This is a genomic window from Streptomyces scopuliridis, assembly GCF_042790125.1.
Taxonomy (GTDB): Bacteria; Actinomycetota; Actinomycetes; order Streptomycetales; family Streptomycetaceae; genus Streptomyces; species Streptomyces scopuliridis_A.
Genome location: NZ_JBHTZS010000003.1, coordinates 95,213 through 116,749 on the forward strand (window position 1 = coordinate 95,213; position 21,537 = coordinate 116,749).

General features: G+C 72.2%; 22 protein-coding genes. 16 read left to right on the forward strand and 6 right to left on the reverse strand.

The annotated features are described in order from the left end of the window. The first annotated feature begins 119 nt into the window (after positions 1-119). The 8 genes from ACFRKB_RS05035 to ACFRKB_RS05070 all read left to right on the forward strand — a co-directional run bounded on the left by ACFRKB_RS05035 (position 120) and on the right by ACFRKB_RS05070 (position 9,635). On the forward strand, positions 120-1,628 hold the full coding sequence (locus tag ACFRKB_RS05035) for an SDR family NAD(P)-dependent oxidoreductase (protein ID WP_383103388.1): 1,509 nt from the start codon (positions 120-122) through the stop codon (positions 1,626-1,628). Between the two features lie 282 nt (positions 1,629-1,910). After that, positions 1,911-2,081 carry a hypothetical protein gene (locus ACFRKB_RS05040; RefSeq protein ID WP_365971729.1) on the forward strand — a complete coding sequence of 57 codons (171 nt, stop codon included), beginning with the start codon at positions 1,911-1,913 and terminating at the stop codon, positions 2,079-2,081. Positions 2,082-2,451: 370 nt separating this feature from the next. Continuing rightward, positions 2,452-3,603, forward strand: a complete 1,152-nt coding sequence (locus ACFRKB_RS05045) for a DUF6777 domain-containing protein (protein ID WP_383103390.1) — start codon at positions 2,452-2,454, stop codon at positions 3,601-3,603. 62 nt (positions 3,604-3,665) lie between these two features. Then, positions 3,666-5,738, forward strand: coding sequence for a SpoIIE family protein phosphatase (locus ACFRKB_RS05050; RefSeq protein ID WP_383103391.1), 2,073 nt, complete (start codon positions 3,666-3,668; stop codon positions 5,736-5,738). A gap of 109 nt (positions 5,739-5,847) precedes the next feature. After that, positions 5,848-7,281, forward strand: coding sequence for a wax ester/triacylglycerol synthase family O-acyltransferase (locus ACFRKB_RS05055; RefSeq protein WP_383103392.1), 1,434 nt, complete (start codon positions 5,848-5,850; stop codon positions 7,279-7,281). 178 nt (positions 7,282-7,459) lie between these two features. Next, positions 7,460-8,476 carry an aldo/keto reductase gene (locus ACFRKB_RS05060; RefSeq protein WP_383103394.1) on the forward strand — a complete coding sequence of 339 codons (1,017 nt, stop codon included), beginning with the start codon at positions 7,460-7,462 and terminating at the stop codon, positions 8,474-8,476. Further along, on the forward strand, positions 8,473-8,787 hold the full coding sequence (locus ACFRKB_RS05065; protein ID WP_383103395.1) for an L-rhamnose mutarotase: 315 nt from the start codon (positions 8,473-8,475) through the stop codon (positions 8,785-8,787). The genes ACFRKB_RS05060 and ACFRKB_RS05065 overlap by 4 nt, the downstream gene beginning before the upstream one ends. Further along, positions 8,784-9,635 (forward strand): amidohydrolase family protein, encoded by an 852-nt coding sequence (locus tag ACFRKB_RS05070; RefSeq protein ID WP_383103396.1) that lies wholly within the window; start codon positions 8,784-8,786, stop codon positions 9,633-9,635. Before ACFRKB_RS05065 ends, ACFRKB_RS05070 begins: the two co-directional genes overlap by 4 nt. Here ACFRKB_RS05070 and ACFRKB_RS05075 read toward each other — a convergent pair. Continuing rightward, on the reverse strand, positions 9,623-10,342 hold the full coding sequence (locus ACFRKB_RS05075; protein WP_383103398.1) for an alpha/beta fold hydrolase: 720 nt from the start codon (positions 10,340-10,342) through the stop codon (positions 9,623-9,625). The genes ACFRKB_RS05070 and ACFRKB_RS05075 overlap by 13 nt on opposite strands. A 163-nt stretch (positions 10,343-10,505) precedes the next feature. Here ACFRKB_RS05075 and ACFRKB_RS05080 point away from each other — a divergent pair, with 163 nt between their 5' ends. After that, positions 10,506-11,381 carry an Fpg/Nei family DNA glycosylase gene (locus ACFRKB_RS05080; protein ID WP_383103399.1) on the forward strand — a complete coding sequence of 292 codons (876 nt, stop codon included), beginning with the start codon at positions 10,506-10,508 and terminating at the stop codon, positions 11,379-11,381. 37 nt (positions 11,382-11,418) lie between these two features. Here the strand turns inward: ACFRKB_RS05080 and ACFRKB_RS05085 are convergent, their stop codons facing one another. Further along, positions 11,419-12,081, reverse strand: a complete 663-nt coding sequence (locus ACFRKB_RS05085) for an anti-sigma factor family protein (RefSeq protein ID WP_383103401.1) — start codon at positions 12,079-12,081, stop codon at positions 11,419-11,421. An 82-nt stretch (positions 12,082-12,163) separates the two neighbouring features. Between ACFRKB_RS05085 and ACFRKB_RS05090 the strand changes: the two genes are divergently transcribed. From ACFRKB_RS05090 to ACFRKB_RS05105, 4 genes are all read left to right on the forward strand, one after another. Further along, positions 12,164-12,913, forward strand: coding sequence for a LytR/AlgR family response regulator transcription factor (locus ACFRKB_RS05090; protein WP_030349341.1), 750 nt, complete (start codon positions 12,164-12,166; stop codon positions 12,911-12,913). 113 nt (positions 12,914-13,026) lie between these two features. Next, the gene (locus ACFRKB_RS05095; RefSeq protein ID WP_383103403.1) at positions 13,027-13,404 is read left to right on the forward strand and encodes a hypothetical protein; all 378 of its coding nucleotides are present in this window, start codon (positions 13,027-13,029) and stop codon (positions 13,402-13,404) included. Beyond that, positions 13,401-14,954, forward strand: coding sequence for a sodium/solute symporter (locus ACFRKB_RS05100; protein WP_383103404.1), 1,554 nt, complete (start codon positions 13,401-13,403; stop codon positions 14,952-14,954). Before ACFRKB_RS05095 ends, ACFRKB_RS05100 begins: the two co-directional genes overlap by 4 nt. Next, the gene (locus ACFRKB_RS05105; protein ID WP_383103406.1) at positions 14,951-16,141 is read left to right on the forward strand and encodes a sensor histidine kinase; all 1,191 of its coding nucleotides are present in this window, start codon (positions 14,951-14,953) and stop codon (positions 16,139-16,141) included. Before ACFRKB_RS05100 ends, ACFRKB_RS05105 begins: the two co-directional genes overlap by 4 nt. Positions 16,142-16,247: 106 nt before the next feature. Here the strand turns inward: ACFRKB_RS05105 and ACFRKB_RS05110 are convergent, their stop codons facing one another. After that, positions 16,248-16,763 carry a hypothetical protein gene (locus ACFRKB_RS05110; RefSeq protein WP_383103408.1) on the reverse strand — a complete coding sequence of 172 codons (516 nt, stop codon included), beginning with the start codon at positions 16,761-16,763 and terminating at the stop codon, positions 16,248-16,250. Positions 16,764-16,885: 122 nt separating this feature from the next. On the opposite strand from ACFRKB_RS05110, the gene ACFRKB_RS05115 reads away from it, so the two are divergent. Beyond that, complete coding sequence (locus ACFRKB_RS05115; protein WP_383103410.1) at positions 16,886-17,116, forward strand: zf-HC2 domain-containing protein; 231 nt, start codon at positions 16,886-16,888, stop codon at positions 17,114-17,116. Here ACFRKB_RS05115 and ACFRKB_RS05120 read toward each other — a convergent pair. Continuing rightward, the gene (locus ACFRKB_RS05120) at positions 17,038-17,619 is read right to left on the reverse strand and encodes a sigma-70 family RNA polymerase sigma factor (RefSeq protein WP_383103885.1); all 582 of its coding nucleotides are present in this window, start codon (positions 17,617-17,619) and stop codon (positions 17,038-17,040) included. The two genes, ACFRKB_RS05115 and ACFRKB_RS05120, sit on opposite strands and share 79 nt — an antisense overlap. A 277-nt stretch (positions 17,620-17,896) precedes the next feature. On the opposite strand from ACFRKB_RS05120, the gene ACFRKB_RS05125 reads away from it, so the two are divergent. Next, a complete protein-coding gene (locus ACFRKB_RS05125) occupies positions 17,897-19,102 on the forward strand; it encodes a CapA family protein (RefSeq protein WP_383103412.1) in 1,206 nt (401 codons plus the stop codon). Positions 19,103-19,161: 59 nt separating this feature from the next. Here ACFRKB_RS05125 and ACFRKB_RS05130 read toward each other — a convergent pair whose 3' ends face one another. Beyond that, positions 19,162-19,620, reverse strand: a complete 459-nt coding sequence (locus tag ACFRKB_RS05130; protein WP_030349349.1) for a universal stress protein — start codon at positions 19,618-19,620, stop codon at positions 19,162-19,164. Positions 19,621-19,852: 232 nt separating this feature from the next. On the opposite strand from ACFRKB_RS05130, the gene ACFRKB_RS05135 reads away from it, so the two are divergent. Further along, entirely contained in the window at positions 19,853-20,698 is an 846-nt protein-coding gene (locus ACFRKB_RS05135) for a polysaccharide deacetylase family protein (protein WP_383103414.1), read from the forward strand. A gap of 27 nt (positions 20,699-20,725) precedes the next feature. On the opposite strand, the gene ACFRKB_RS05140 is transcribed toward ACFRKB_RS05135, so the two are convergent. Continuing rightward, entirely contained in the window at positions 20,726-21,394 is a 669-nt protein-coding gene (locus tag ACFRKB_RS05140) for a class F sortase (protein ID WP_383103416.1), read from the reverse strand. Between the last annotated feature and the right edge of the window lie 143 nt (positions 21,395-21,537).

The following is a 21,537-nucleotide window of genomic DNA, read 5'->3' on the forward strand; positions in this document are numbered from 1 at the left end:
CAGCGCGTCGGTATGCTCCTGACCTGCGGGGATGGCCGCAATAGCCAAGAAAAGCCCCATCGGGGACTCCGGCGTACGAGTGGCCCCGGTGTACGAGTGATCGAGGAACGGCAGCAGCGATGACGGTGACAGAGGACAGCCCGGCGTACGGCGACAGCCGGCCGTACGCCGACAGCGCGGTGTGCGCCGAGAGCCAGGAGTACGGTCCCGGCATCGACCCCGAGCGCATGGCCGTCTGCCTGGCCGTGCTCGACGAACTCGACAAGCTGGACGTCGACCACCCCGACGCGATCGCGGTCCGGCGCGCCACCGCCGGCATCTACCGGACCGTCAAGCAGCGCCGCCGCCAGGAGCGCAGGGCCGCCAAGACCGCCCATGACAAGGCCGTCACCGAAGCCACCGCCACGGGCTCCGCCGAGCGCATCGACGACGAGACCCAAGGCCTGCTGCCCTCCTCCTCGGCCGGCGGCGCGATCGCGGGCATACTCCAGCGCCCCCGCTCCTGCTACATCTGCAAGACCCGCTACACCGAGGTCGACGCCTTCTACCACCAGCTCTGCCGTCCGTGCGCCGCCGAGAACCGCGCCCGCCGTGACGCCCGTACGGACCTCACAGGACGGCGCGCGCTGCTCACCGGCGGCCGGGCGAAGATCGGGATGTACATCGCGCTGCGGCTGCTGCGCGACGGAGCCCACACCACCATCACCACCCGCTTCCCCGGCGATGCCATCCGCCGCTTCAAGGCGATGCCGGACAGCGACGAGTGGATCCACCGCCTCAAGATCGTCGGTATCGATCTGCGGGACCCCGCGCAGGTCGTCGCCCTCGCCGACTCCGTCGCCGCCGAGGGCCCGCTGGACATCCTGATCAACAACGCCGCGCAGACGGTACGCCGTTCCCCGCAGGCGTACAGCGAGCTGCTGGCCGCCGAGTCCGCGCCGCTCCCCGCGGGTGAACTGCCCGCCTCCCAGGTCATCGGCGCGTTCGGCAGCGGTGCCCAGGCCGTCCTGCCGGCCGCCGGCGGCGAGGCGCTCAGCGCCTCCGATGTCACCGGGCTCGCGCTGGTCGGCGGCTCGGCCACGCTCGCCAGGATCGAGGCGGGCACGGCGATCGACGCCGGGGGTCTGGTGCCCGACCTGCACGACACCAACAGCTGGGTCCAGACGGTTTCCGAGGTCGACGCGGTCGAGCTGCTCGAAGTCCAGTTGTGCAATTCCACCGCGCCCTTCATCCTGATCAGCAGGCTGCGTCCGGCGATGGCCGCGGCCGAGGCGGCCCGTGCCTACGTGGTGAACGTCTCCGCGATGGAGGGAGTCTTCAGCCGTGGTTACAAGGGCGCGGGTCATCCGCACACCAACATGGCCAAGGCGGCGCTGAACATGCTGACCCGTACCAGCGCCCAGGAGATGTTCGAGAGCGACGGCATTCTGATGACCGCCGTCGACACGGGATGGATCACCGACGAGCGCCCGCATCCGGACAAGATGCGCCTGGCGGACGAGGGCTTCCACGCCCCGCTCGACCTGATCGACGGCGCGGCCCGGGTGTACGACCCGATCGTGCGGGGCGAGAGCGGCGAGGATCTGTACGGCTGCTTCCTCAAGGACTACGCGCCCGCCAACTGGTGACCCGCGAACCGGCGGCCGGCGGACTCATCACCCGTCAGGTGGCCGCCGACCCGGCGGTCATGGGCCGAGTGGCCGGAATTTCACTCGAATGCGAGCCCTATCGAGCGGGTTGACGCTCATATGGTTACTCTGGTGTGAACGGACGGCCAAGCAGGGGATACACCATCCCCACGGCTGTGCTGGGACAGGCCCACTACCAGGGCCGCGGTCCCGTCCGACAACGGCGCCACCGCGACGGAAACGTGTCCTGTCCCAGAGTTGCGCGACACAGAGGAGTGCGCGGTGACACCAGACCTCACGAAGCATGAGCAGCGTCCGGCGGAGTACGTGGAACGGACCCGCCGGCCCGAGAAGCTCGGCAATCTCGAAGTATGGGCCAGATCGGCTCCGATCAGACTGGCGGGCTACGAGGACGACCTCGCGGAGCCGCACATCCTGCCCGGGATCGACTGACACAGCGGATCGACCGAAGGATCGCCGCACGTCCCGTATCCCGCATCGGCCGGGGTACGGGACGACGCGTGAACACCACCGGCGGCGTAGTGCGCGGAAAGCGGGCGCGCCGGCGTTCCGCGGCGGCTTCTGCGGTCGCCGTCCCGCGCCGGGGATCGCCGGCGTTCCGGGCGCCATGACCCCGCTGACCAGCATGGACATCTCCCACCACCTCCCCGGCCTGAACATGTTGCAAGCACCGAGGCGAACGTCCGCCGCGCTCTGAACGTGTTCGAGCCCCGGGTGTGTCGTCTCTGTTCCCGCTTGCGGGGTCGAGAGACGTCCGGCACACATAAGGGGACATCCATGGAGGAAGAGTCGGGAGATTCTGGTGCGCTCACCCCACCGTCGTCGGTATGTCACGCTCGCCGCGCTGTCCGCGGGGATTCTGATCACGGCCGGCTGTGGCGGGGACGAGGGCGGCGGGGATGTGGCGAACGCCGAGGAACTGCTCCTCCAGCCGGTCGCCGCCGCGGGCCCCGATCCGTTCACCCGCTCCACAGTGAGCCCCGATTCCCTGGCCAGTCCGGTGGTCCGGCCGCCGTCGCCGGACGCCCGGGGCGGCGCGAGCGGCACCGTACGGACCCCACGCGCCCTGCCGGGCTCCACGCCGGGGCTCTACGGCGGCACCTCCGCCGCCAGCTGTGAGGTGGAACGGCAGATCCGTCTGCTCACCCAGGACCGGACGAAGGCCCGCGCCTTCGCCGAGGGGGCCGGGGTCACCCAGGCGTCCGTGCCCGACTTCCTGCGCGGACTGACCCCCGTGGTGCTGCGCCCCGACATCCGGGTGACGAGCCACGGCTACCGCGAGGAATCCGCCGTGGCCTTCCAGTCCGTCCTGCAGGCGGGCACCGCCGTCATGGTGGACAACCGGGGCGTGCCCAGGGTGCGCTGCGCCGACGGCAGCCCGCTGCGCCCGCCGATCGCGGCCAAGGGCTCCGTGCGGTACCGGGGAGCGCAGTGGAAGGGCTATCAGCCCGATCGGGTCGTCGTCATCAACCGCACCCCCGAGGCCATCACCAGCCTGATCATCGTCGACCTGGCCGCGAACATCTGGGTCGAACGGCAGACCGGCACCGAGGGCCGGCGGGACAAGCCGCCCCAGGTGCCGCCGCAGTACGGCCCGGAGGCCGACATCACGGACCCGGACGCGGTGAAGCCGCCGAGGCCCGGTATGCCCGAGGCTCCCGCGGGCGTGGGGAAGACGTCCGGTGACGCCCCACGGGGCACTTCCCCGGACCGTGGCGGAGCCGTGCCGGACGAGCGGCGGGACGCGCCGCTCGCACCGGAGGACGGAGTGCTCCCGCCCGACGGGCCGGTGGAGCCGGAGTTGGGCGGCGGAGACGGCGTGTTGTCCGACGAGGACATCCTGACGGGCCCGGACGATCCCGTGGTGGTCCCCGGTGACGAGTTGTCCGGTCCTTCGGCGGTCGGCGGGGGGTCCGGAGACGAGCTGATCGGTCCCGACGTGTTCGCGGGCTGACCGGGGGTCCGAGGCTGACAGGACCGCTCGAAGAATCCGACAAATGATGACAAAGTGTCCCCATGGTTGAACGGGAAGCGGGTCCACTGTCGCTCCCCGACGACTGGCCCGCCCATCCGCACACCAGTCTGTCCCTCAACCGGATGGGCACCTTCGACTGGCACCTCGACAGCGGGCTCCTGCATCTGGACATCCCCGCCCTCGCGGTCTTCGATCTGCGCCCAGACGAGTACGACGGCCGGCTGAGCAGCCTGGAGGCGCGGGTGTCGCCGAGCGAGGGCGACCGGCTGAACGAGGTCGTGGAGCGGGCGTTGCGGGACGGCAACGTCACCTACGGCGCGTACCTCCGTGTCCGGCGGCGCGACGGAAGTCTGCGCTGGACGCACACCCAGGGCGCCATCCGCCGTGACCCGGCGGGCCGGCCCTACCGCGTCATCGGCATCGTCCGCGACGCCACCCAGGAACTCGCGGACTCGGCCGCGCGGCTCGAACTGAGCGCGGTGCGCCGGGTGCGGACGAGCGTCGTCGAGGGCACGGCCGCCGCGCTCGCCCACGCCAGAACCGTCCAGGACGTCATCGACGTACTGAAGGACTCCCACGGTCTGGCACACCTCGGGGCCAGCAGTCTGATCATGGGGCTGATGGAGGCGGGCCGCATCCATCTGGTCGCCGAGGGCCCCGAGGGCTCCTACGTACAGGGAACGCGGGTCACCCGCACCGACGAGCAGTACCCGATGAGCGAGGTGGTCCGCACGCTGGTGCCGCGCTTCATCGAGTCCGCCGAGGAGTTCGCGCAGCGTTACCCCGTGCTGTGGCCGCACATCAGCGGGCTGGGCATCAACGCCGCCGCCTATCTGCCGCTGATCGCCCAGGCGCGGCCCATCGGCGCCCTCGGGCTGCTCTACCGGGAGAAGAGCGGCTTCACCGCCGAGGACCGCAATCTGCTGGTCGCGCTCGGCAGCAGCATCGCCCAGAGCCTCCAGCGCGCGGTGCTCTTCGAGCAGGAACACGATCTGGCCGAGGGGCTCCAGCAGGCGATGCTGCCCCGCCGGATCCCCGCCGTGCCGGGCGCCGAGATCGCGGTCCGCTACCGCTCGGCCCGGCTCGGCCGGGACATCGGCGGCGACTGGTACGACGTGATCCCGCTGCCCGGCGGCCGTGTCGGGGCGGTCATCGGCGACGTACAGGGGCATGACACCCACGCGGCCGCCGTGATGGGGCAACTGCGTATCGTGCTGCGCGCGTACGCGGCGGAGGGGCACGCGCCGGCCACCGTGATGGCGCGGGCCTCGGTCTTCCTCCATGAACTGGACACGGACCGCTTCGCGACCTGCACCTACGCGGAGGCCGACCTCGCCACCGGAGTGGTCCAGCTGGTCCGGGCCGGCCATGTCGATCCGCTGATCAGGGACACCGACGGCAGCTGCCGCAGACTGCCGGTGCCCGGCGGGATGCCGCTCGGCCTCTCGGCGGCCTTCGGGCACCTCGACTACCCGGTGGAGACGATCGAACTGGACCCCGGCCAGGCCCTGTTGCTCTATACCGACGGGCTGGTGGAGCAGCCGGGCGCCGATCTGGACGACGGGCTGCAACTGCTGGCCGCGCTGGTACGGGACGGCCCGTCCGATCTCCAGCTGCTGGCCGACCGGCTCTGTGAGGTGGTGGACGCGCGGGGCGGCGAGGACGATGTCGCCGTGCTGCTGCTGCGCCGCGGCGGCGCGCGTGCCCCGCGCTCGGGCGGCCGGCTCCAGCAGCAGGTCGCGCAGAGCGACCCGGAGGGGCTGCGGACCGCCCGGCACATGATCCGTGCGGCGGTGGCCGCCTGGGGGGCCAGGGAGCGCTCCGACGAGATCGAGCTGGCCGCCGACGAGCTGATCACCAACGCGCTGCTGCACACGGGCGGCGGGGCCGTGGTGACCGTACGGGTGCTGCCGGGCGTGGAGCGACGGATGCGGGTCGAGGTCGAGGACGGTTCGAGCGCCCTGCCGCACCGCCGGGACGCCGGGTTCTCCGGGGTCTCGGGGCGCGGACTCCAGCTCGTGGAAGGGCTGGCGGACGAGTGGGGCGTGGAGTCGCGCGGCAGCGGCAAGTGCGTGTGGTGCGAGTTCATCGTGCCGGACCGGCCGTCACGTTGAGCGGTTTTCGTCGTTAACTGTAGGTGACTTGATCGTACTTGACCGTAACCGAACGAAGGCGATTGGCTGTGCCCGTCGCCGTACCTCGCCTCTAGGATCTGGGGTTCCCTTGACCACCGAGCTGCTGGCACCTCTCGATCTGGCCTTCTGGCATCTGGAATCCGCGGACCATCCCATGCACCTGGGCGCGCTCGCGGTCTTCACCGCTCCGCCCGGCACGATCGGCGGAGCGGGCGTGCCGGAGCTGCTCGCCGCGCGCGCCGCCGCCATCCCCCGGCTCAGGATGCGGGTACGGGACGTCTGGCTGCCGGTCGGCGGCGCGGCCTGGGCGGTGCACAAGGAGTTCGACGTACGCCGGCATGTGCGCCGGCTGCCGCTGCCCGAGGGGGAGTTCGCGACGGAGGCGGCGCGGCTCGCCGGGGAGTTGATGGAACGTCCGCTGGAACGCGGCATCCCGCCCTGGGAGATGTACGTCCTGACGGCGGACGGAGAGGGTGATCGCGGAGGCGGCGCGACCGGGGAAGCGGCGGGCGGCGGGCGGCCCTTCGCCGTCCTGGTGAAGCTGCACCACGCGCTGGCGGACGGCATCCGCGCGGTCGCCATCGGCGCCGGCATCTTCGACCAGATCGCCGACGCGCGGGCGTCCGGGGACCGCCGGCCGCGCCCCGTGCCGCCCCGGTCCTGGCTGCCCGGCCCCTGGCAGGTGGCCGGGCTGGCCCGGGGCCGGATCGAGGAGCTGGGCCGGGCGGTCGGTATCGGCGCCTCGGTCGTACGGGCCAGCCGGCTCGACCCGCGCGGTACGCCCGCGCTCACCGCGGGATCCAGCGGGACCCGGCGGCTGGCCACCGCCGTGCTCGATCTGGAGGATGTCCAGCGGATCCGCAGGGCCGCGGGCGGCACGGCCAACGATGTCCTCCTCGCGACCGTGGCCGGCGCGCTGCGCCGCTGGATGCTCGAACGGGGCGAGCCGCTGCCCGCCGCCGCGCCGCGCGCGCTCGTACCGGTCTCCCGGCGCAGACCGGGCGGCCCGCCCGGCACAGGCAACAGGCTCTCCGCCTATCTCCTCGCCCTGCCGCTCGCCGAGGCCGACCCCCGGGCCAGGCTCGCCGCCGTACGCCGGGGCATGGACCGCAACAAGTCCGACGGTCCCTCGCGCGGGGCAGGCGCGGTGGCCGTCCTCGCGGACCAACTCCCGCCGCTCGCCCACCGGCTCGGAGCGCCCCTCGCGGGCAGCGCGGCCAGGATGCTCTTCGACATCCTGGTGACGAGTGTCCCGCTGCCGCGCTCGACGCTCTCGCTCGGCGGCTGCCCGCTGCGCGAGTTGTACCCGATGGCGCCGCTCGCCCGTGGCCAGTCCCTGGCGGTGGCGCTGTCCACCTACGGCGGGCGGGTGCATGTGGGGCTGGTCGCCGACGGCAAGGGGGTGCCGGATCTCGACCGGCTGGCGGGCGGGATGACCGACGAACTGCGGGAACTGCTCCGGGTCACCGGGCCGAGCGGGCGGATCCGCTCCACCGACTCCGTCCGAGCGGCCCGCAGGTAGGCGTCGAGAGCCCTGCGGAACCCGAGAGATCGGACAGCTGGATGCGAACTCCGTACAGATAGCTATCTCAAGGGTGTTGACGCGTTCAGTCATCCGATGAATATTCATCGTGATCGGCATGGTGATCGCTCGCGCTCCTGGGCGGTCGGCAGCGGCTACATCGGGAGGCGGCAGCGGTATGCGGCACACCACGCTCGGGCACGGAACGGTCGGGGTGACCGGACTCTCCTTCGGGGCGGCCGGGATCGGCAATCTCTACACCCCCGTCGGACCGGAGCAGGCCGCCGAGGCGGTGAACGCCGCCTGGGACGCGGGCATCCGTTCCTTCGACACCGCGCCGCACTACGGCCTGGGGCTCTCCGAGCGGCGGCTCGGCGAGGCGCTGCGCGACCGGCCGCGCGGCGCGTACACCCTCTCCACCAAGGTGGGCCGGCTGCTCGCCCCCGTATCCGGCGCCGGACCCGTCGGCGACGATCTCGCCCACGGCTTCGCCGTACCCGCCACACACCGCCGCGTCTGGGACTTCAGCGCGGACGGGGTGCGCCGCTCCATCGAGGACAGCCTCCGGCGGCTCGGCGTGGACCGTATCGACATCGCCTATCTGCACGACCCCGACGACCACGCGGAACAAGCCTTCCAGCAGGCGTATCCGGCGCTGGAGCGGCTGCGCGCCGAAGGGGTCGTCGGGGCGATCGGCGCCGGGATGAACCAGACGGCGATGCTCACCCGCTTCCTCCGCGACACGGACGCCGATGTCGTGCTGTGCGCCGGCCGCTTCACACTTCTCGACCAGTCGGCTCTCACCGAGTTGCTGCCCGAGGCCCTCGCGCGCGGCAGGAGCGTGGTCGTCGGCGGGGTCTTCAACTCCGGGCTGCTCGCGGACCCGCGCCCCGGCGCGACCTACGACTACACCGCCGCCCCGGCCGAGTTGCTCGACCGTGCCCTGCGGATGGACGCCGTCACCCGGCGGTACGGAGTGCCCCTGCGCGCCGCGGCCCTGCACTACCCGTCGCGTCATCCGGCGGTCGCCAGCGTGCTGGTCGGCGCCCGTTCAGCGGCGGAGGTACGCGACGCGGCCGAAGTGGCCTCCCGTACCGTCCCCGACGACCTGTGGGCCGAACTGCGCGCCGAAGGACTGCTGACCCACGTACCGGGGGCCGACGGACCGCTGACCGAGAACGGAGTGCTGTCATGAGGGTCGCCCTGCACACCAGGGTCCGCGCCGACCGGATCGGGGAGTACGAGGCGGCGCACCGCGAGGTGCCCGCCGAACTCACCGCCGCGATCCGCGCCGCCGGCGCCACCTCCTGGACGATCTGGCGCAGCGGAACCGATCTCTTCCATCTGCTGGAGTGCGCGGACTACGCCCGTCTGCTGGCCGAGCTGGACCAACTCCCGGTCAATGTCGCCTGGCAGGCCCGGATGGCCGAGCTGCTCGACGTCGTGCACGACTACTCGGCGGACGGCGCCGGCGCCGGACTGCCCGTCGTCTGGGAGCTGTCATGACACCGCCGGGCGTGATCGACGCCCACCACCACATCTGGGATCTGTCCGTACGCGACCAGGACTGGATCACCGGCCCGGCCATGGCTCCCCTCCGGCGGAACTTCGGCCTCGCGGACCTGGACGCCGAGACCCGGGCCGCCGGGGTGTCCGCGACCGTGCTCGTGCAGACCATCGGGGTCCCCGAGGAGACCCCCGAGTTCCTCGCCGCCGCCGACGGCAGCGACCTCGTGGCGGGCGTCGTCGGCTGGACCGACCTCACCGCGCCCGGGGTCGCGGACACCCTCGCCGCGCTGCGCGAGCTGCCCGGCGGCGAGCGGCTGGTGGGGATACGCCATCAGGTGCAGGGGGAGCCCGACCCGCGGTGGCTGCTGCGCCCGGACGTACGACGCGGTCTGGCGGCCGTCGCCGCCGCCGGACTCGTCTACGACCTGGTCATCCTGGAGCATCAGCTGCCCGCCGCCACGAAGGCCGCCGAGCTGCTGCCCGGACTCACCTTCGTCCTCGACCATCTCGGCAAGCCGCCGATCGCGGCGGGCGCGACGGAGCCGTGGGCGGGCCTGGTCAGAGAGCTGGCCGCGCGGCCGAACACCGTCTGCAAGCTCTCCGGAATGGTCACCGAGGCCGCCTGGGACTCCTGGACGGCCGAGGGGCTGCGTCCGTACGCCGATACCGTCCTCGACGCCTTCGGGCCCGAGCGGCTGATGTTCGGCTCCGACTGGCCGGTGTGCCGGCTGGCCGCCACGTACGGAGAGGTCCTCGACACGGCGCGCACCGTGACGGACGGACTGAGCGAGGACGAGCGCGCCGCGGTCTTCCGGGACACCGCCCGGCGCGTCTACGCCCTCTGAACCGGATCCGTGTCGTCCTCGGCCGGCTCCGGGAAGGCATGGCGCACCGGGCCGGGGAAGGGCTCCATGCCGAGCAGGGCGGTGACCGAGTGGGTGGCCAGCGTGTGCCACGTACGGGGGCGGCGCAGCATCGCGTGATCACCGCCGGGCAGCAGCACGGCACACGCCTCGGCGCCCGCCGCACGGGCACGGGCGGCCAGCTCGACACTGCCGCGCGGATTGGTGACCCGGTCACGGTCGCCGTGCAGCAGCACCGTCCTGCGGCCCCTCAGCTGCTCCACGGGATCGTCCGGCGGGCACCAGGGCGCGAGCCCCACGACCCCGCTCACCAGGTCGTGTCCGGCGGCGGCGAGCGCGGCACGGCCGCCCATCGAGTGCCCCACGAGCACGACGGGCACGGGACCGACCAGGGGCTCCAGCTCGTCGAGCGCCCGGCGGGTGTCGCGCGCCGCGTCGGCCCGGCTGCCGTTCCAGCCCCGGCAGCGGTAGCGCACCCGGCCCACCACCACGTCGTATCCGTCGGTGGCCCGTAGCACCGCGCGGGTGAACGGCCACATCCGGGCGCCCGGCAGACTCAGCCGGGCCGGCGGCTCCACGCCCTCCTCCCGCCCGCCGTGCAGCAGCAGGACGACGGCGCGTGGCCGCGCGGCGGTTCTGTCCAGAACGAGAGCGGGCTGGACGGCGGCTCGGCGATCGCGTACGGGCACGGGGGCCTTCCTTCCGACGGCGGGAGCCCGGAGGCTGTCCGGGGCACCCCTGGCGGGGCTGCCACATGAACGATCCGGCGAACGGATTCGTCGCCGCCCGGCCCCGCGGATTGCCCGACCGGCCTGCCGGGCGTTCGCACGGCCCCTGCGGCACCCTGGACCCATGCCGGAAGTACCCGAAGTCGAAGCGCTGCGAGAGTTCCTCGACGGCCAGCTGGTGGGCAAGGAGATCGTCCGTGTGCTGCCACTGACCATCAATGTGCTCAAGACATACGATCCGCCTCTCTCCGCACTGGAGGGCGCCACGGTCACCGCGATCGCCCGCCACGGCAAGTATCTGGACATCGTCGCGCGTGATGCCGGGGACGGCGAACTGCATCTCGCCCTCCATCTCGCCCGCGCGGGCTGGCTGCGCTGGAAGGACTCGTTCCCGGCGATGCCCCCACGGCCGGGCAAGGGGCCGCTCGCGCTGCGCACCGTCCTCAGCGGGGGAGACGGGTTCGAGCTGACCGAGGCGGGCACCACCAAGCGCCTCGCCGTGCATCTCGTACGCGATCCCGCGGAGGTCCCCGGGATCGCGCGGCTGGGGCCCGATCCGCTCGACGACTCCTTCGACCGGGCCGCGCTGGCCCGGCTGCTCGCGGGTGAACACCGGCAGATCAAGGGCGCGCTGCGGGACCAGCGGCTGATCGCGGGTATCGGCAACGCCTACAGCGACGAGATTCTGCACGCGGCGAGGATGTCGCCGTTCAAGCCCGTGGGGAACCTCTCCGAGGACGAGATCAGCACGCTCTACGACGCGCTGCGCGGCACGCTGCGCGAGGCCGTCGAGCGCTCGCGGGGAGTGGCGGCGGGGCGGCTCAAGGCGGAGAAGAAGAGCGGATTGCGGGTACACGGCCGTACCGGTGAATCCTGTCCCGTCTGCGGCGACACGATCCGCGAGGTCTCCTTCAGCGACTCCTCGCTCCAGTACTGCCCGACCTGCCAGACGGGCGGGAAGCCGCTCGCCGACCGCAGGATGTCGCGGCTCCTCAAGTGAGCGGCCTCCTGACGGCTTCCTGAGCGGCCTGACTCGCTCACCGGCCGATCGTCATCACCCGGCGGCCGTCCGAGGCCCGGACCTCGAAGTGGTCGATCTCGCTGGGCCGCAGCGCCGCCCCGCCCCGGGTGACCAGGGGCTCGGTGCCGCCCGCGCGCGCCGCCCAGGACGTCACGGTCTCCCTCGATCCGTCCCGGCCCACCGCGATCAGGGAGCAGGAGCCCGAATCGGCGGACCGGACCAGTTCAAGGCCGATATCCGCCCCCCACGCCATCTCCGCCGCCGTCACCACCGCCGCCGTCCCCGTCGACCGGTCCGACGCGGTCCACCGGGTGGTCACCGGTGTGCCCGGATCCGCCGGGGGCGCCAGGGCGCGGACGGTGAGCGGGCCGCCGACCGCGAGCACCGCCGCCGCGGCCACCAGCGCGAGCCGCCGTCCGAACTCCCGGCGCCGCCCCGCGGCGGTACGGCCGAGCAGCCCGGCCAGCAGCCGCGGGCTCGCGGCGGTGAACGGCGCCATGCCGACGGGGGTGCGCCGCGCGTACGCGTCCAGCTGCTCCTTCACACCGCCGAATTCGGCCAGCAGCTCCGAGCAGCGCGGACAGCCCGGCAGATGGTCCTCGAACCGGAAGGCGTCCGCGGCGTCGAGCACGCCCAGCGCGTAGGCGCCGGCATCACGATGGAGGTCCAAGGTCCGCATGCCGTCTGGTACGCAGCGGAACGCGGAATGACTCAAGCCGCGGGAGCCCTTGAGCACCTGCCACCGCCTACACTCCGGCGTCATGCTGCGTGTACTGGCTGTGGACGACGAAGAACCGGCCCTGGAAGAGCTGCTGTACCTGCTCAGGGCCGACCCGCGGATCCGTGGCGCGGAGGGCGCCACCAGCGCGACGGAGGCGCTGCGGCGGATCGGCGCGGCGCTCGACGCGGGTCCCGACGACCCCGCCGCCATCGACGTGGTCTTCCTCGACATCCATATGGCCGGGCTGACCGGCCTCGATGTCGCCCGGCTGCTGGCCGGCTTCGCCGAACCGCCGCTGATCGTCTTCGTCACCGCCCATGAGGGCTTCGCCGTCCAGGCCTTCGATCTGAAGGCCGTCGACTATGTCCTGAAGCCGGTCCGCAGGGAGCGGCTCGCCGAGGCGGTACGCCGGGTCGCCGAACTGGTGGGGGAGCGCGGGCCGGTCTCCGCCCCCGCCGCCGATCAGATAGCCGTCGAACTGGGCGGAGTGATGCGCTTCGTCGCCGTCGACGACATCGCCTACGCCGAGGCGCAGGGCGACTACGCCCGGCTGCACACCGACACCGGCAGCCATCTGGTCCGTATCCCGCTCACCACGCTGGAGGAGCGCTGGCGGGCCCGCGGTTTCGTACGGATCCACCGCCGCCATCTCGTCGCCCTGGCCCGGATCGACGAGCTGCGGCTCGACGCGGGCGCGATGAGTGTCCGCGTCGGCGATGCCGAGCTGGCGGTGAGCAGGCGCCACGCCCGCGCGCTGCGGGATCTGCTGATGCGGCAGGGCGGCCGCTGACCAGGGGCTTCCCCCGGGATCACCGGGCTGCGTACACTCCGGCCCCGAGCATTTCGCCCGGCCTCGGCATGGGGCGGGGAGTACGGAGAGCAAGAGAGAAAGGGGGGACGCACATGACGGGGGAGCCCGCGTCCCGGCAGCCGGCGCCCCGGCGCGAGGTGGTCACGGGTGAGCCCCGTCGCGTACGTCCCCTGCCGCGCTACCGCGCCCAGGCCGAGATCGAGGAGCAGACCGCGCTCGGCGACGCCTATGTCCGCTCCCTGATGCGCGGTCAACTACGCGCCGGGCTCACCGCGTTCGCGCTCCTCGCGCTGGTCGCGGGCACGCTGCCGCTCGCCTTCGCCACCCTGCGCGACGCGACGGCGGTCTGGGTGGTGCTGGGCTTCGCCGCGTATCCGCTGCTCACCCTGCTCGCCTGGTGGTACGTACGGCGCGCGGAGCGCAACGAGCGCGACTTCGCCCGGCTCGTGAAGGGCCGGCCCGTTCCGTGAGCCAGAGTTATACGGTGACCGCCGTCACCGTCGTGGTGCTGGCGACCGTCCTCGTCGGCGGCTTCGGGCTGCGGATATCCCGTACCACCTCCGACTTCTATGTCGCCTCCCGCACGGTACGGCCCGCGCTCAACGCCGCCGCGATCAGCGGCGAATACCTCTCCGCGGCCTCCTTCCTCGGCGTCGCGGGCCTGGTGCTGCTGCACGGCCCCGACATGCTGTGGTACCCGGTCGGCTATACCGCCGGCTATCTCGTCCTGCTGCTCTTCGTCGCCGCCCCGCTGCGCCGCTCCGGCGCGTACACCCTCCCGGACTTCGCCGAGGGCCGGCTCGAATCGCGTGCCGTGCGCAGGCTGGTGAGTGTGTTCGTGGTCGGTGCCGGCTGGCTCTATCTCGTCCCCCAACTCCAGGGCGCGGGGCTGACGTTGAAGATCCTCACCGGTGCGCCCGACTGGTTCGGCGGGGTGCTGGTCGCGCTGGTCGTGGTGGTGGCCGTCGCGGCGGGCGGAATGCGCAGCATCACCTTCGTCCAGGCGTTCCAGTACTGGCTCAAGCTCACCGCGCTGCTCGTGCCCGCGCTCTTCCTGCTGCTGGCCTGGCAGGGCGACGGACGGCCGCGCGTCGACCTCGATCTGACGGCGGCCGTCGTCGGCCGCGCGGACCATCCGCTCTACGCGACCTACGGTCTGATCGTGGCGACCTTCCTCGGCACGATGGGGCTGCCCCATGTCGTCGTCCGCTTCTACACCAGCCCCAACGGCCGGGCCGCCCGCCGGACCACCGTGATCGTCCTGGCGCTGATCGGCGCGTTCTATCTGCTGCCGCCCGTCTATGGCGCGCTGGGCAGGCTGTATGTCCCCGAACTGCCGTACGGTACGGACGCCGACGCCGCCGTACTGCTGCTGCCGGAGCGGGCGATCGGCGGGCTCGGCGGGGATCTGCTCGGCGCGCTGGTCGCGGGCGGCGCCTTCGCCGCGTTCCTCTCCACCGCCTCCGGGCTGACCATGGCCGTCGCGGGGGTCCTCACCCAGGATGTCCTGCCCTCGCGCGGCGTACGCCACTTCCGGCTGGCCACGCCGCTCGCGATGGCCGTGCCGCTCGGCGGGTCACTGCTGGTCAGCGGGATGCCCGTGGCCGACTCGGTGGGGATGGCCTTCGCGGTCTCCGCCTCGTCGTTCTGCCCGCTGCTGGTGCTCGGCATCTGGTGGCGCCGGCTCACCCCGCCGGGCGCGATCGCGGGACTGCTGCTCGGCGGCGGTCTGGCGTTCGCCGCCACGGTGATCACGGTGAGCGGCGCCGCACGGTCGGGCTGGCCGCACGCGCTGCTCGCCTGGCCCGCCGTCTGGTCGGTGCCCGTCGGCTTCCTCGCCATGATCCTGGTGTCGCTGGCCACGCGAAGCCGGATACCGCCCGGCACCAACGCGGCGATGACGCGCTTCCATCTGCCGGAGGCACTGATGTCCGGCAGCCGAGGCGGGAGCGCGGGCGTAGGTGCCGCCGGAGCGGGCGAGGGCACGGGGAACGGAACCGGAACCGGGGGCGCCGGATGAGCGGAGCCGCACTCGCCGTACTGATCGTCCTCGGCCCACTGCTCCTCGCGGGCGGCTTCGTACTGGGCCGGCGCACCGCGCGCCCCGAGCGGACCAGCGATGTCGGCACGCCCGTGGAGCGCGCCACCTTCGAGACCCTGCACACCGCCTCGCTCGCCGCGCCCCCGCTGCGGGCCGGTCTCACCGAGGAGAGCGCCCGCAAGGCGGCCCGCCGGCTCCGCTCCCTGCTGGGCACCGACGCGCTCTGCCTCACCGACCGGGAGCGGGTGCTCGCCTGGGACGGCTCGGGCGAACACCACGACCAGCAGGTGATGGCACACGTCGGGGAACTGCTCGCCAGCGGGCGCGGCACCGCCTTCGCCAGCGGCTGCGGCGATCTCGACTGCCCGCTGCGCTGGGGCGTGGCCGTCCCGCTGACCGTCGACCACCGGGTCCTCGGCACGCTGGTCGCCTACGCGCCGCGCGAGTCCGCGGTCCTCGCCAGGGCGGCCGGTGAGGTGGCCCGCTGGGTCTCCGTACAGCTGGAACTGGCCGAGCTGGACCGCTCCCGCACCCGGCTGATCGAGGCCGAGATCAGGGCGCTGCGGGCCCAGATCTCCCCGCACTTCATCTTCAACTCCCTCGCCGCCATCGCCTCGTTCGTCCGTACGGACCCCGAGCGGGCCCGGGAACTCCTGCTGGAATTCGCCGACTTCACCCGCTACTCGTTCCGCAGGCACGGCGACTTCACCACTCTCGCCGATGAACTGCACTCCATCGACCAGTATCTGGCGCTCGTACGGGCCCGGTTCGGCGAGCGGCTCTCGGTCACGCTCCAGGTCGCCCCGGAGGTCCTGCCGGTGGCGATGCCGTTCCTCTGTCTTCAGCCGCTCGTCGAGAACGCTGTCAAGCACGGTCTCGAAGGGGCCGTCACCACCAGCCGGATCACCATCAGCGCGCTCGACGCCGGCGCCGAGGCCGAGGTGGTGATCGAGGACGACGGGGTCGGTATGGAGCCGGACCGGCTGCGCCGCATCCTGCGCGGCGAGGGCGGCGCGTCCACCGGCATCGGACTGCTCAATGTGGACGAACGGCTGCGCCAGGTCTACGGGGACGAGTACGGCCTGGTCATCGAGACGGGCGTGGGCGCGGGTACGAAGATCACGGTGCGGATTCCCAAGTACCGCGCGGGTGTGCACGGCACCTGAGCGCCCCGCCCGCGTGCGCCGCCGGTCCGCACAGCCGCCGGGCCGGAGCAGTCGCCGGTCCGCACAGCCGCCGGCCGGAGTGGTCGCCGGCCGGAGTGGTCGCCGTTCAGAACAGATGGATCGCCAGATGGCCCAGCGGCAGTCCGAGCTGCCAGGCCGGGGTCCAGACCTGCGGGCCCTCCGCCTCGCCGGCCGGGGACGGATCGTCGCACACCGGGCCCACGGCATCGAGATCCGGCGCCAGCAGCTCCGTCTCCTCCAGCCACCGCCACGCCGCGCCCGCCAGCTCCAGATCCGGATCCCTGGTCTCCCGGCCGGACTCGAACGAGGCCGCCTCCAGCCGGTCGAGCCGCCCGCAGACCCACTCCCGCCAGCAGGTCCCGTACGCGGTGAGGGAGCGCCACTCCTCCATCCTGGCCACCACGCGCGCGCCGCCCACCGAGCTGTCGGAGAGGAAGATCGTCAGGGCCAGCGCGTCCCGCCCCGCCCGGTATTCGAGCGTCGTCGGCGGCATCAGATCGCCGGTGCGCAACAGCTCGTCGGCGATGTACTCCGCGTACATCCAAGCCATGGGCACCAGGAGGCCGCCACCACCCGCCCCTTCGGTACATTCCGGACGCATCGCTTTTCCGCCTTCCTTCCTTCCTCCGAAGCCTGCTTCACGGAGCATTGAACCGGCGGTGGCCGCCCCGCGTGGCCAGAAAGGCAGGATCGGTCGGCGGACGGGAGAGGATTGTGACGGGTGTGGCCGACGGTGACGCGTCCGGCGATGGAGCGGACGATTCCGGCCCGCATGTGCGGTCGCTCCTCGGCGCTTACGTACTCGAAGCGCTCGCGCCCGAGGAGGACCGGCGGGTCGCGGGCCATCTGGCGGAGTGCGGCCCGTGCGGTGCGGCCTATCTGGAGGTGGCCGACGCGCCGTCGTTGCTGGCGCTCCTGGACGAGGACGACCTGTGGTGGCCGGGCGCGCCGTAGCCGGGCAGTGAACGGGCCAGCGCCCGCAGCGCGTAGTACGAACGGGACTTGACCGTGCCGGGCGGAATCCCGAGCACCCGCGCCGCCTCGTTCACGCTCAGTCCGCGGAAGTAGATCTGGGTCAGCACCGCGCGGTGCTCATGGCTCAGCGTCCGTACCGCCTCGCGTACGTCGAGCACCGCGACCGTGCTCTCGGTGCGGTCCTCGGGGTCGGGCGTGGCGGCGAGAATCCCGTCGCTGACCTCCGTGGGCCGCGCCAGCCGGGATCTGCGGGCGTCGATCGCCAGCCTGCGGCCGACGGTGAAGAGCCAGGGCCGCATGGACTCGAAGGGCCCGTCGAAGGCTTCGGGATGCTGCCAGGCGCGGACCAGCGTCTCCTGGAGCAGGTCCTCGGCGCGCTGCCGGTCGCCATAGGTCAGGCCCAGCAGAAAGTTCAGCAGGGCCGGTCCGTGGTCGCGCTGAAGTTCCGTCAGCGCCCGTTCGTCGGTCCTCTCCTCGGCCATGGCTGTGGTCATCGTGAACGCCCTTCCCGCCGGGGTCGCCGTCGTACGCGGCTCCGTTGCCGCCTGCCGTATCCGAACGCATGGCGGCGCCGAGGGACAGAGAGCGCACCGAGGTCTGCGACGAGCGGTCGCTCACTGCGGCGAGTGGTGCGGTGAACGGTCGGGCGGTGCCGTTGGCCCCCTTTCAGGGGAACTGTCAGCTTGGTCACTTGACATCCATTTATGTGAATATATGGATTCATTGGGATGGTATTCCCCGAAAATTGGAGCCTGCCCGATGACGAAGCGCATGCGACAGGGAGCGGTGGCCGCAGCGGCGCTGCTCATCGGAACCGCGGCGGCCTGCGCCGGTCCCGAACGTCCTTCCGCCCCGGTCCCGCACGGCCCGCCGCGGCCGGGCTCCGCGGCACCTTCCGCCGCGGGCGGCGCCGCGCCCCAACAGCGCGGATTCACGCTCGTCGCCTCGGGGGACGTGCTGCCGCACGACTCCGTCATCGCCCACGCGAACGCCGACGCGGACGGCGAGGGCTATGACTTCGGGCCGATGCTCGACAACGTGAAACCGGTGGTCTCCGGCGCCGATGTGGCGATCTGCCACATGGAGACCGTGTTCGGCGAGAAGGACGGCTCGTACAGCGGCTATCCGTCCTTCGTGTCCCCGCCGGAGATCCCCGCCGGTCTGCGGGCCACGGGCTACGACTCCTGCTCCACCGCCTCGAACCACAGCCTGGACGACGGCGCCGACGGGGTACGCCGGACCCTCGACGCCTTCGACAAGGCGGGCGTCCGGCACACCGGAACGGCACGCTCGGCGGCCGACGCCGCGCGCCCGGCCCTGCTGACGGCGGGCGGTGCCAAGGTGGCGCAGCTGGCGTACACCTTCGGCACCAACGACGTCCCGCTCCCCGACGGGCAGCCCTGGGCCGTCCGCCTCATCGACGAGCGGAAGATCATCGCCGATGCCCGCGCCGCGCGTAAGGCGGGCGCCGATGTCGTCGTGCTCAGCCTGCACTGGGGCACCGAATGGCAGACGGAGCCCGACGAGCAGCAGCTGAGCCTGGGCAAGAAGCTCACCGCGTCGCGCACCGGCGGCCGTCCCGACATCGATCTGATCCTCGGCACCCACGCGCATGTCCCGCAGCCGTACGAGAAGGTCAACGGCACCTGGATCATCTACGGGATGGGCGACCAGATCGCCGGGACGATGACCAACGACGACGGTGAGCTGGACCCGCGCGGCAACCATGGCTCGATCGGCCGGTTCACCTTCGCGCCGCCCGCCGCGCCGGGGGAGCGCTGGCCCGTGAAGAAGGCCGAGTTCATCCCGCAGATGTGGGACCTCGACACCGGACGCGTGGTGAATCTGCCGCAGGCCGTACGGCGCGATTCCGAGCGGGACGACTACCGCGAGATCCAGTCGGAGATCAGCGAGGCGGTCCTCAGCCGGGGCGCGGCGGCGCAGGGCCTCACCGCGGGCCGCTGAGCAGAACGCGCGCGGGCGCCGGGCGGGATGTGGGGCGAGGGGGGCCGTACGGCCAGGGGTTACGGGACGACCGTCACCGGCCAGCGGCCCGCCTTGACCAGCCGTACCGCCACCGAACCGATGATCCGGTGCCCCGCCGACTCCGAGGCGCCCACCACCACGGCATCGGCCTTGAGCTCGTCGGCCGCCGTGACCAGTCCGCTGTACGGGTCACCGTGGAAGGTGTGGAACTCCCAGCGGACGTCCCAGACGTCCCTGACCCGCTCTATGGCCACCCGGATCTCCTCCACCAGACCCTCGGCGATCTCCCCGGTCGTCTCCGCGACCGGGGCGCCGAGGGCGGCGCCGGCGGGCATGACGGGCTGCACATAGACGATGGCGAGCAGGGCGTTCTGCCGCCGGGCCAGACCGCCGGCGTACGCGGCGGCGCGGAACGAGGACTGCGAACCGTCCACGCCGACGACGATCACCTTCGGGCCGTCGGTACCACGTTCGAATTGAGTGGGCTGCTGAGTCACGGCACGCAGAGTATCCGCTCCCGGCGAACAGACCTGCGGCGGTCTCCCCGGAGCTCTGACCGTACGGTCCGGCCCACCGCGCGTCCGGGCCGTCCGGCCATTCGTGAGACACTGCCCCTCGCGTCGGCGGACCGGTGCGCGCTCCCTTCATGGCTCACCCCATCGGGTACTTTCCCTCGGATAACCGGTGTTGATGAGCGGCACGGAGCATCCACCGTGCGAGCCATTGGTCATGAAAAAGGATCAGATGCTTTCGGGGCGCCGTGCGGTCCTGCGGATCGCCGCCTGCCTCGGCGCCGCGCTCACCACCCGGCTGCTGACCGCGGGACAGGCCCAGACACCCGGCAGCCCCGCCACGCCGGTCCCGTCGGGGGGAGCACAGACGGCAAGCCTGGTGACAGGCCCGCAGAATCCCTCCACATACCGGCTCCAGCCCATGACGGAGGGCGCGCAGCCCCGCTACCGCAGAGCCCTGCCGCCGGTACGCAAAGCGCCCATCCTGGAGATGCCCGAGCTGGGCCGCACGATGGTCCTCACCTTTGACGACGGGCCCCACCCGGACTACACCCCCGGCATCCTGCGCACACTGCGGGAATACGACGTTCGCGCGATGTTCTTCGTCTGCGGCGAGATGGCCGACGCCCATCGTGACCTGCTGCGGGAGGCCGACGACGACGGCCACATCATCTGCAACCACACCTGGTCCCATCCGCTGATGACCTCGCTCAGGCCGTCGCAGATCCGCGGCGAGATGGGACGCACGAGCGCGGTGGTGGAGGACATCCTCGGCGCCCCGCCCCTCTGGTACCGCGCGCCCTACGGCGCCTGGAACCGGTACGCCTTCGAGATCGGGTCCGAGATGGGCATGGAGCCGCTCGCCTGGACCGTCGACTCCCTCGACTGGGAGACCCCCGGCACCGACAGCATCGTCCGCAGAGTGCTGGGCGGAGCCGGGCCGGGGGCCATCGTCCTCAGCCATGACGCGGGCGGCGACCGCTCACAGAGCGTAGCGGCGCTGCGCCGCTATCTGCCCCGGCTGCTGGACGACGGGTACCGCATCGCCGTGCCCCACCGATGAGACCGGCCCCCGGCCGCCCCCGGCTGGTCAGTAAGTCCTGACCAGCCGGGCGAAGACGACGACATTGCCGTCGTATCCCCTCCTCTTCGAGTAACCGCCACCGCAGGTGATCACCCGCAGCTCGGCATGGCCGGAGTCGCCGTAGACCCGGGCCGCCGGGAACTCGTTCTTGGAGTAGACCTCCACCCCGTAGATCTCGAACACCGCCGTCCTGCCGTCGAAGCGCTCCACCTCGACATGCGCGCCCTTCTCCAGCGAGCCGAGACCGTAGAAGACGGCCGGTCCCGACCTGTTGTCGACATGGCCGACGACCACCGCGGTGCCCTGCTGGCCGGGCGCGACACCGTTCTGGTACCAGCCCGCCAGATTCGGGTCCCGGGGCGGCGGCGCGGCGATCCAGCCGTCCGGGTCGAGGCCCACATCCACGACCGGCGCGTCGACCCTGAGCGACGGGATCCGTACCCGCGACATCGGCGCGAACGGCAGCGGCTTCACGACCGGGGTGGAGGCGCTGATGGCGGCGGCAGACGCCGGATCCGCTACGCCGGCCGGCGCGGCGGCCGCCGCGGGCTGCGGCGGTCCCAGCGGTACGTCCACCCCGTTGCGCATCATCGCGATGCCGGTGAGCATGACGAGAGCCAGAACGCCCCAGGGCGAGCGCTTCCTCGACTCCGGGGCGTTGTGGTGCATGCCCATAGTTCTCCCTTCGTGGACGTCTGCAGGCACGGTAAGTGCGTCGCAACCCGGCGGCGATCACTGGAAGGCGAATGGGTGGCGGGCCCGGCGGGGCTGACCCATCTGAGTAACCGGCACATAAAAATCTCTGACGGTCTGTGACC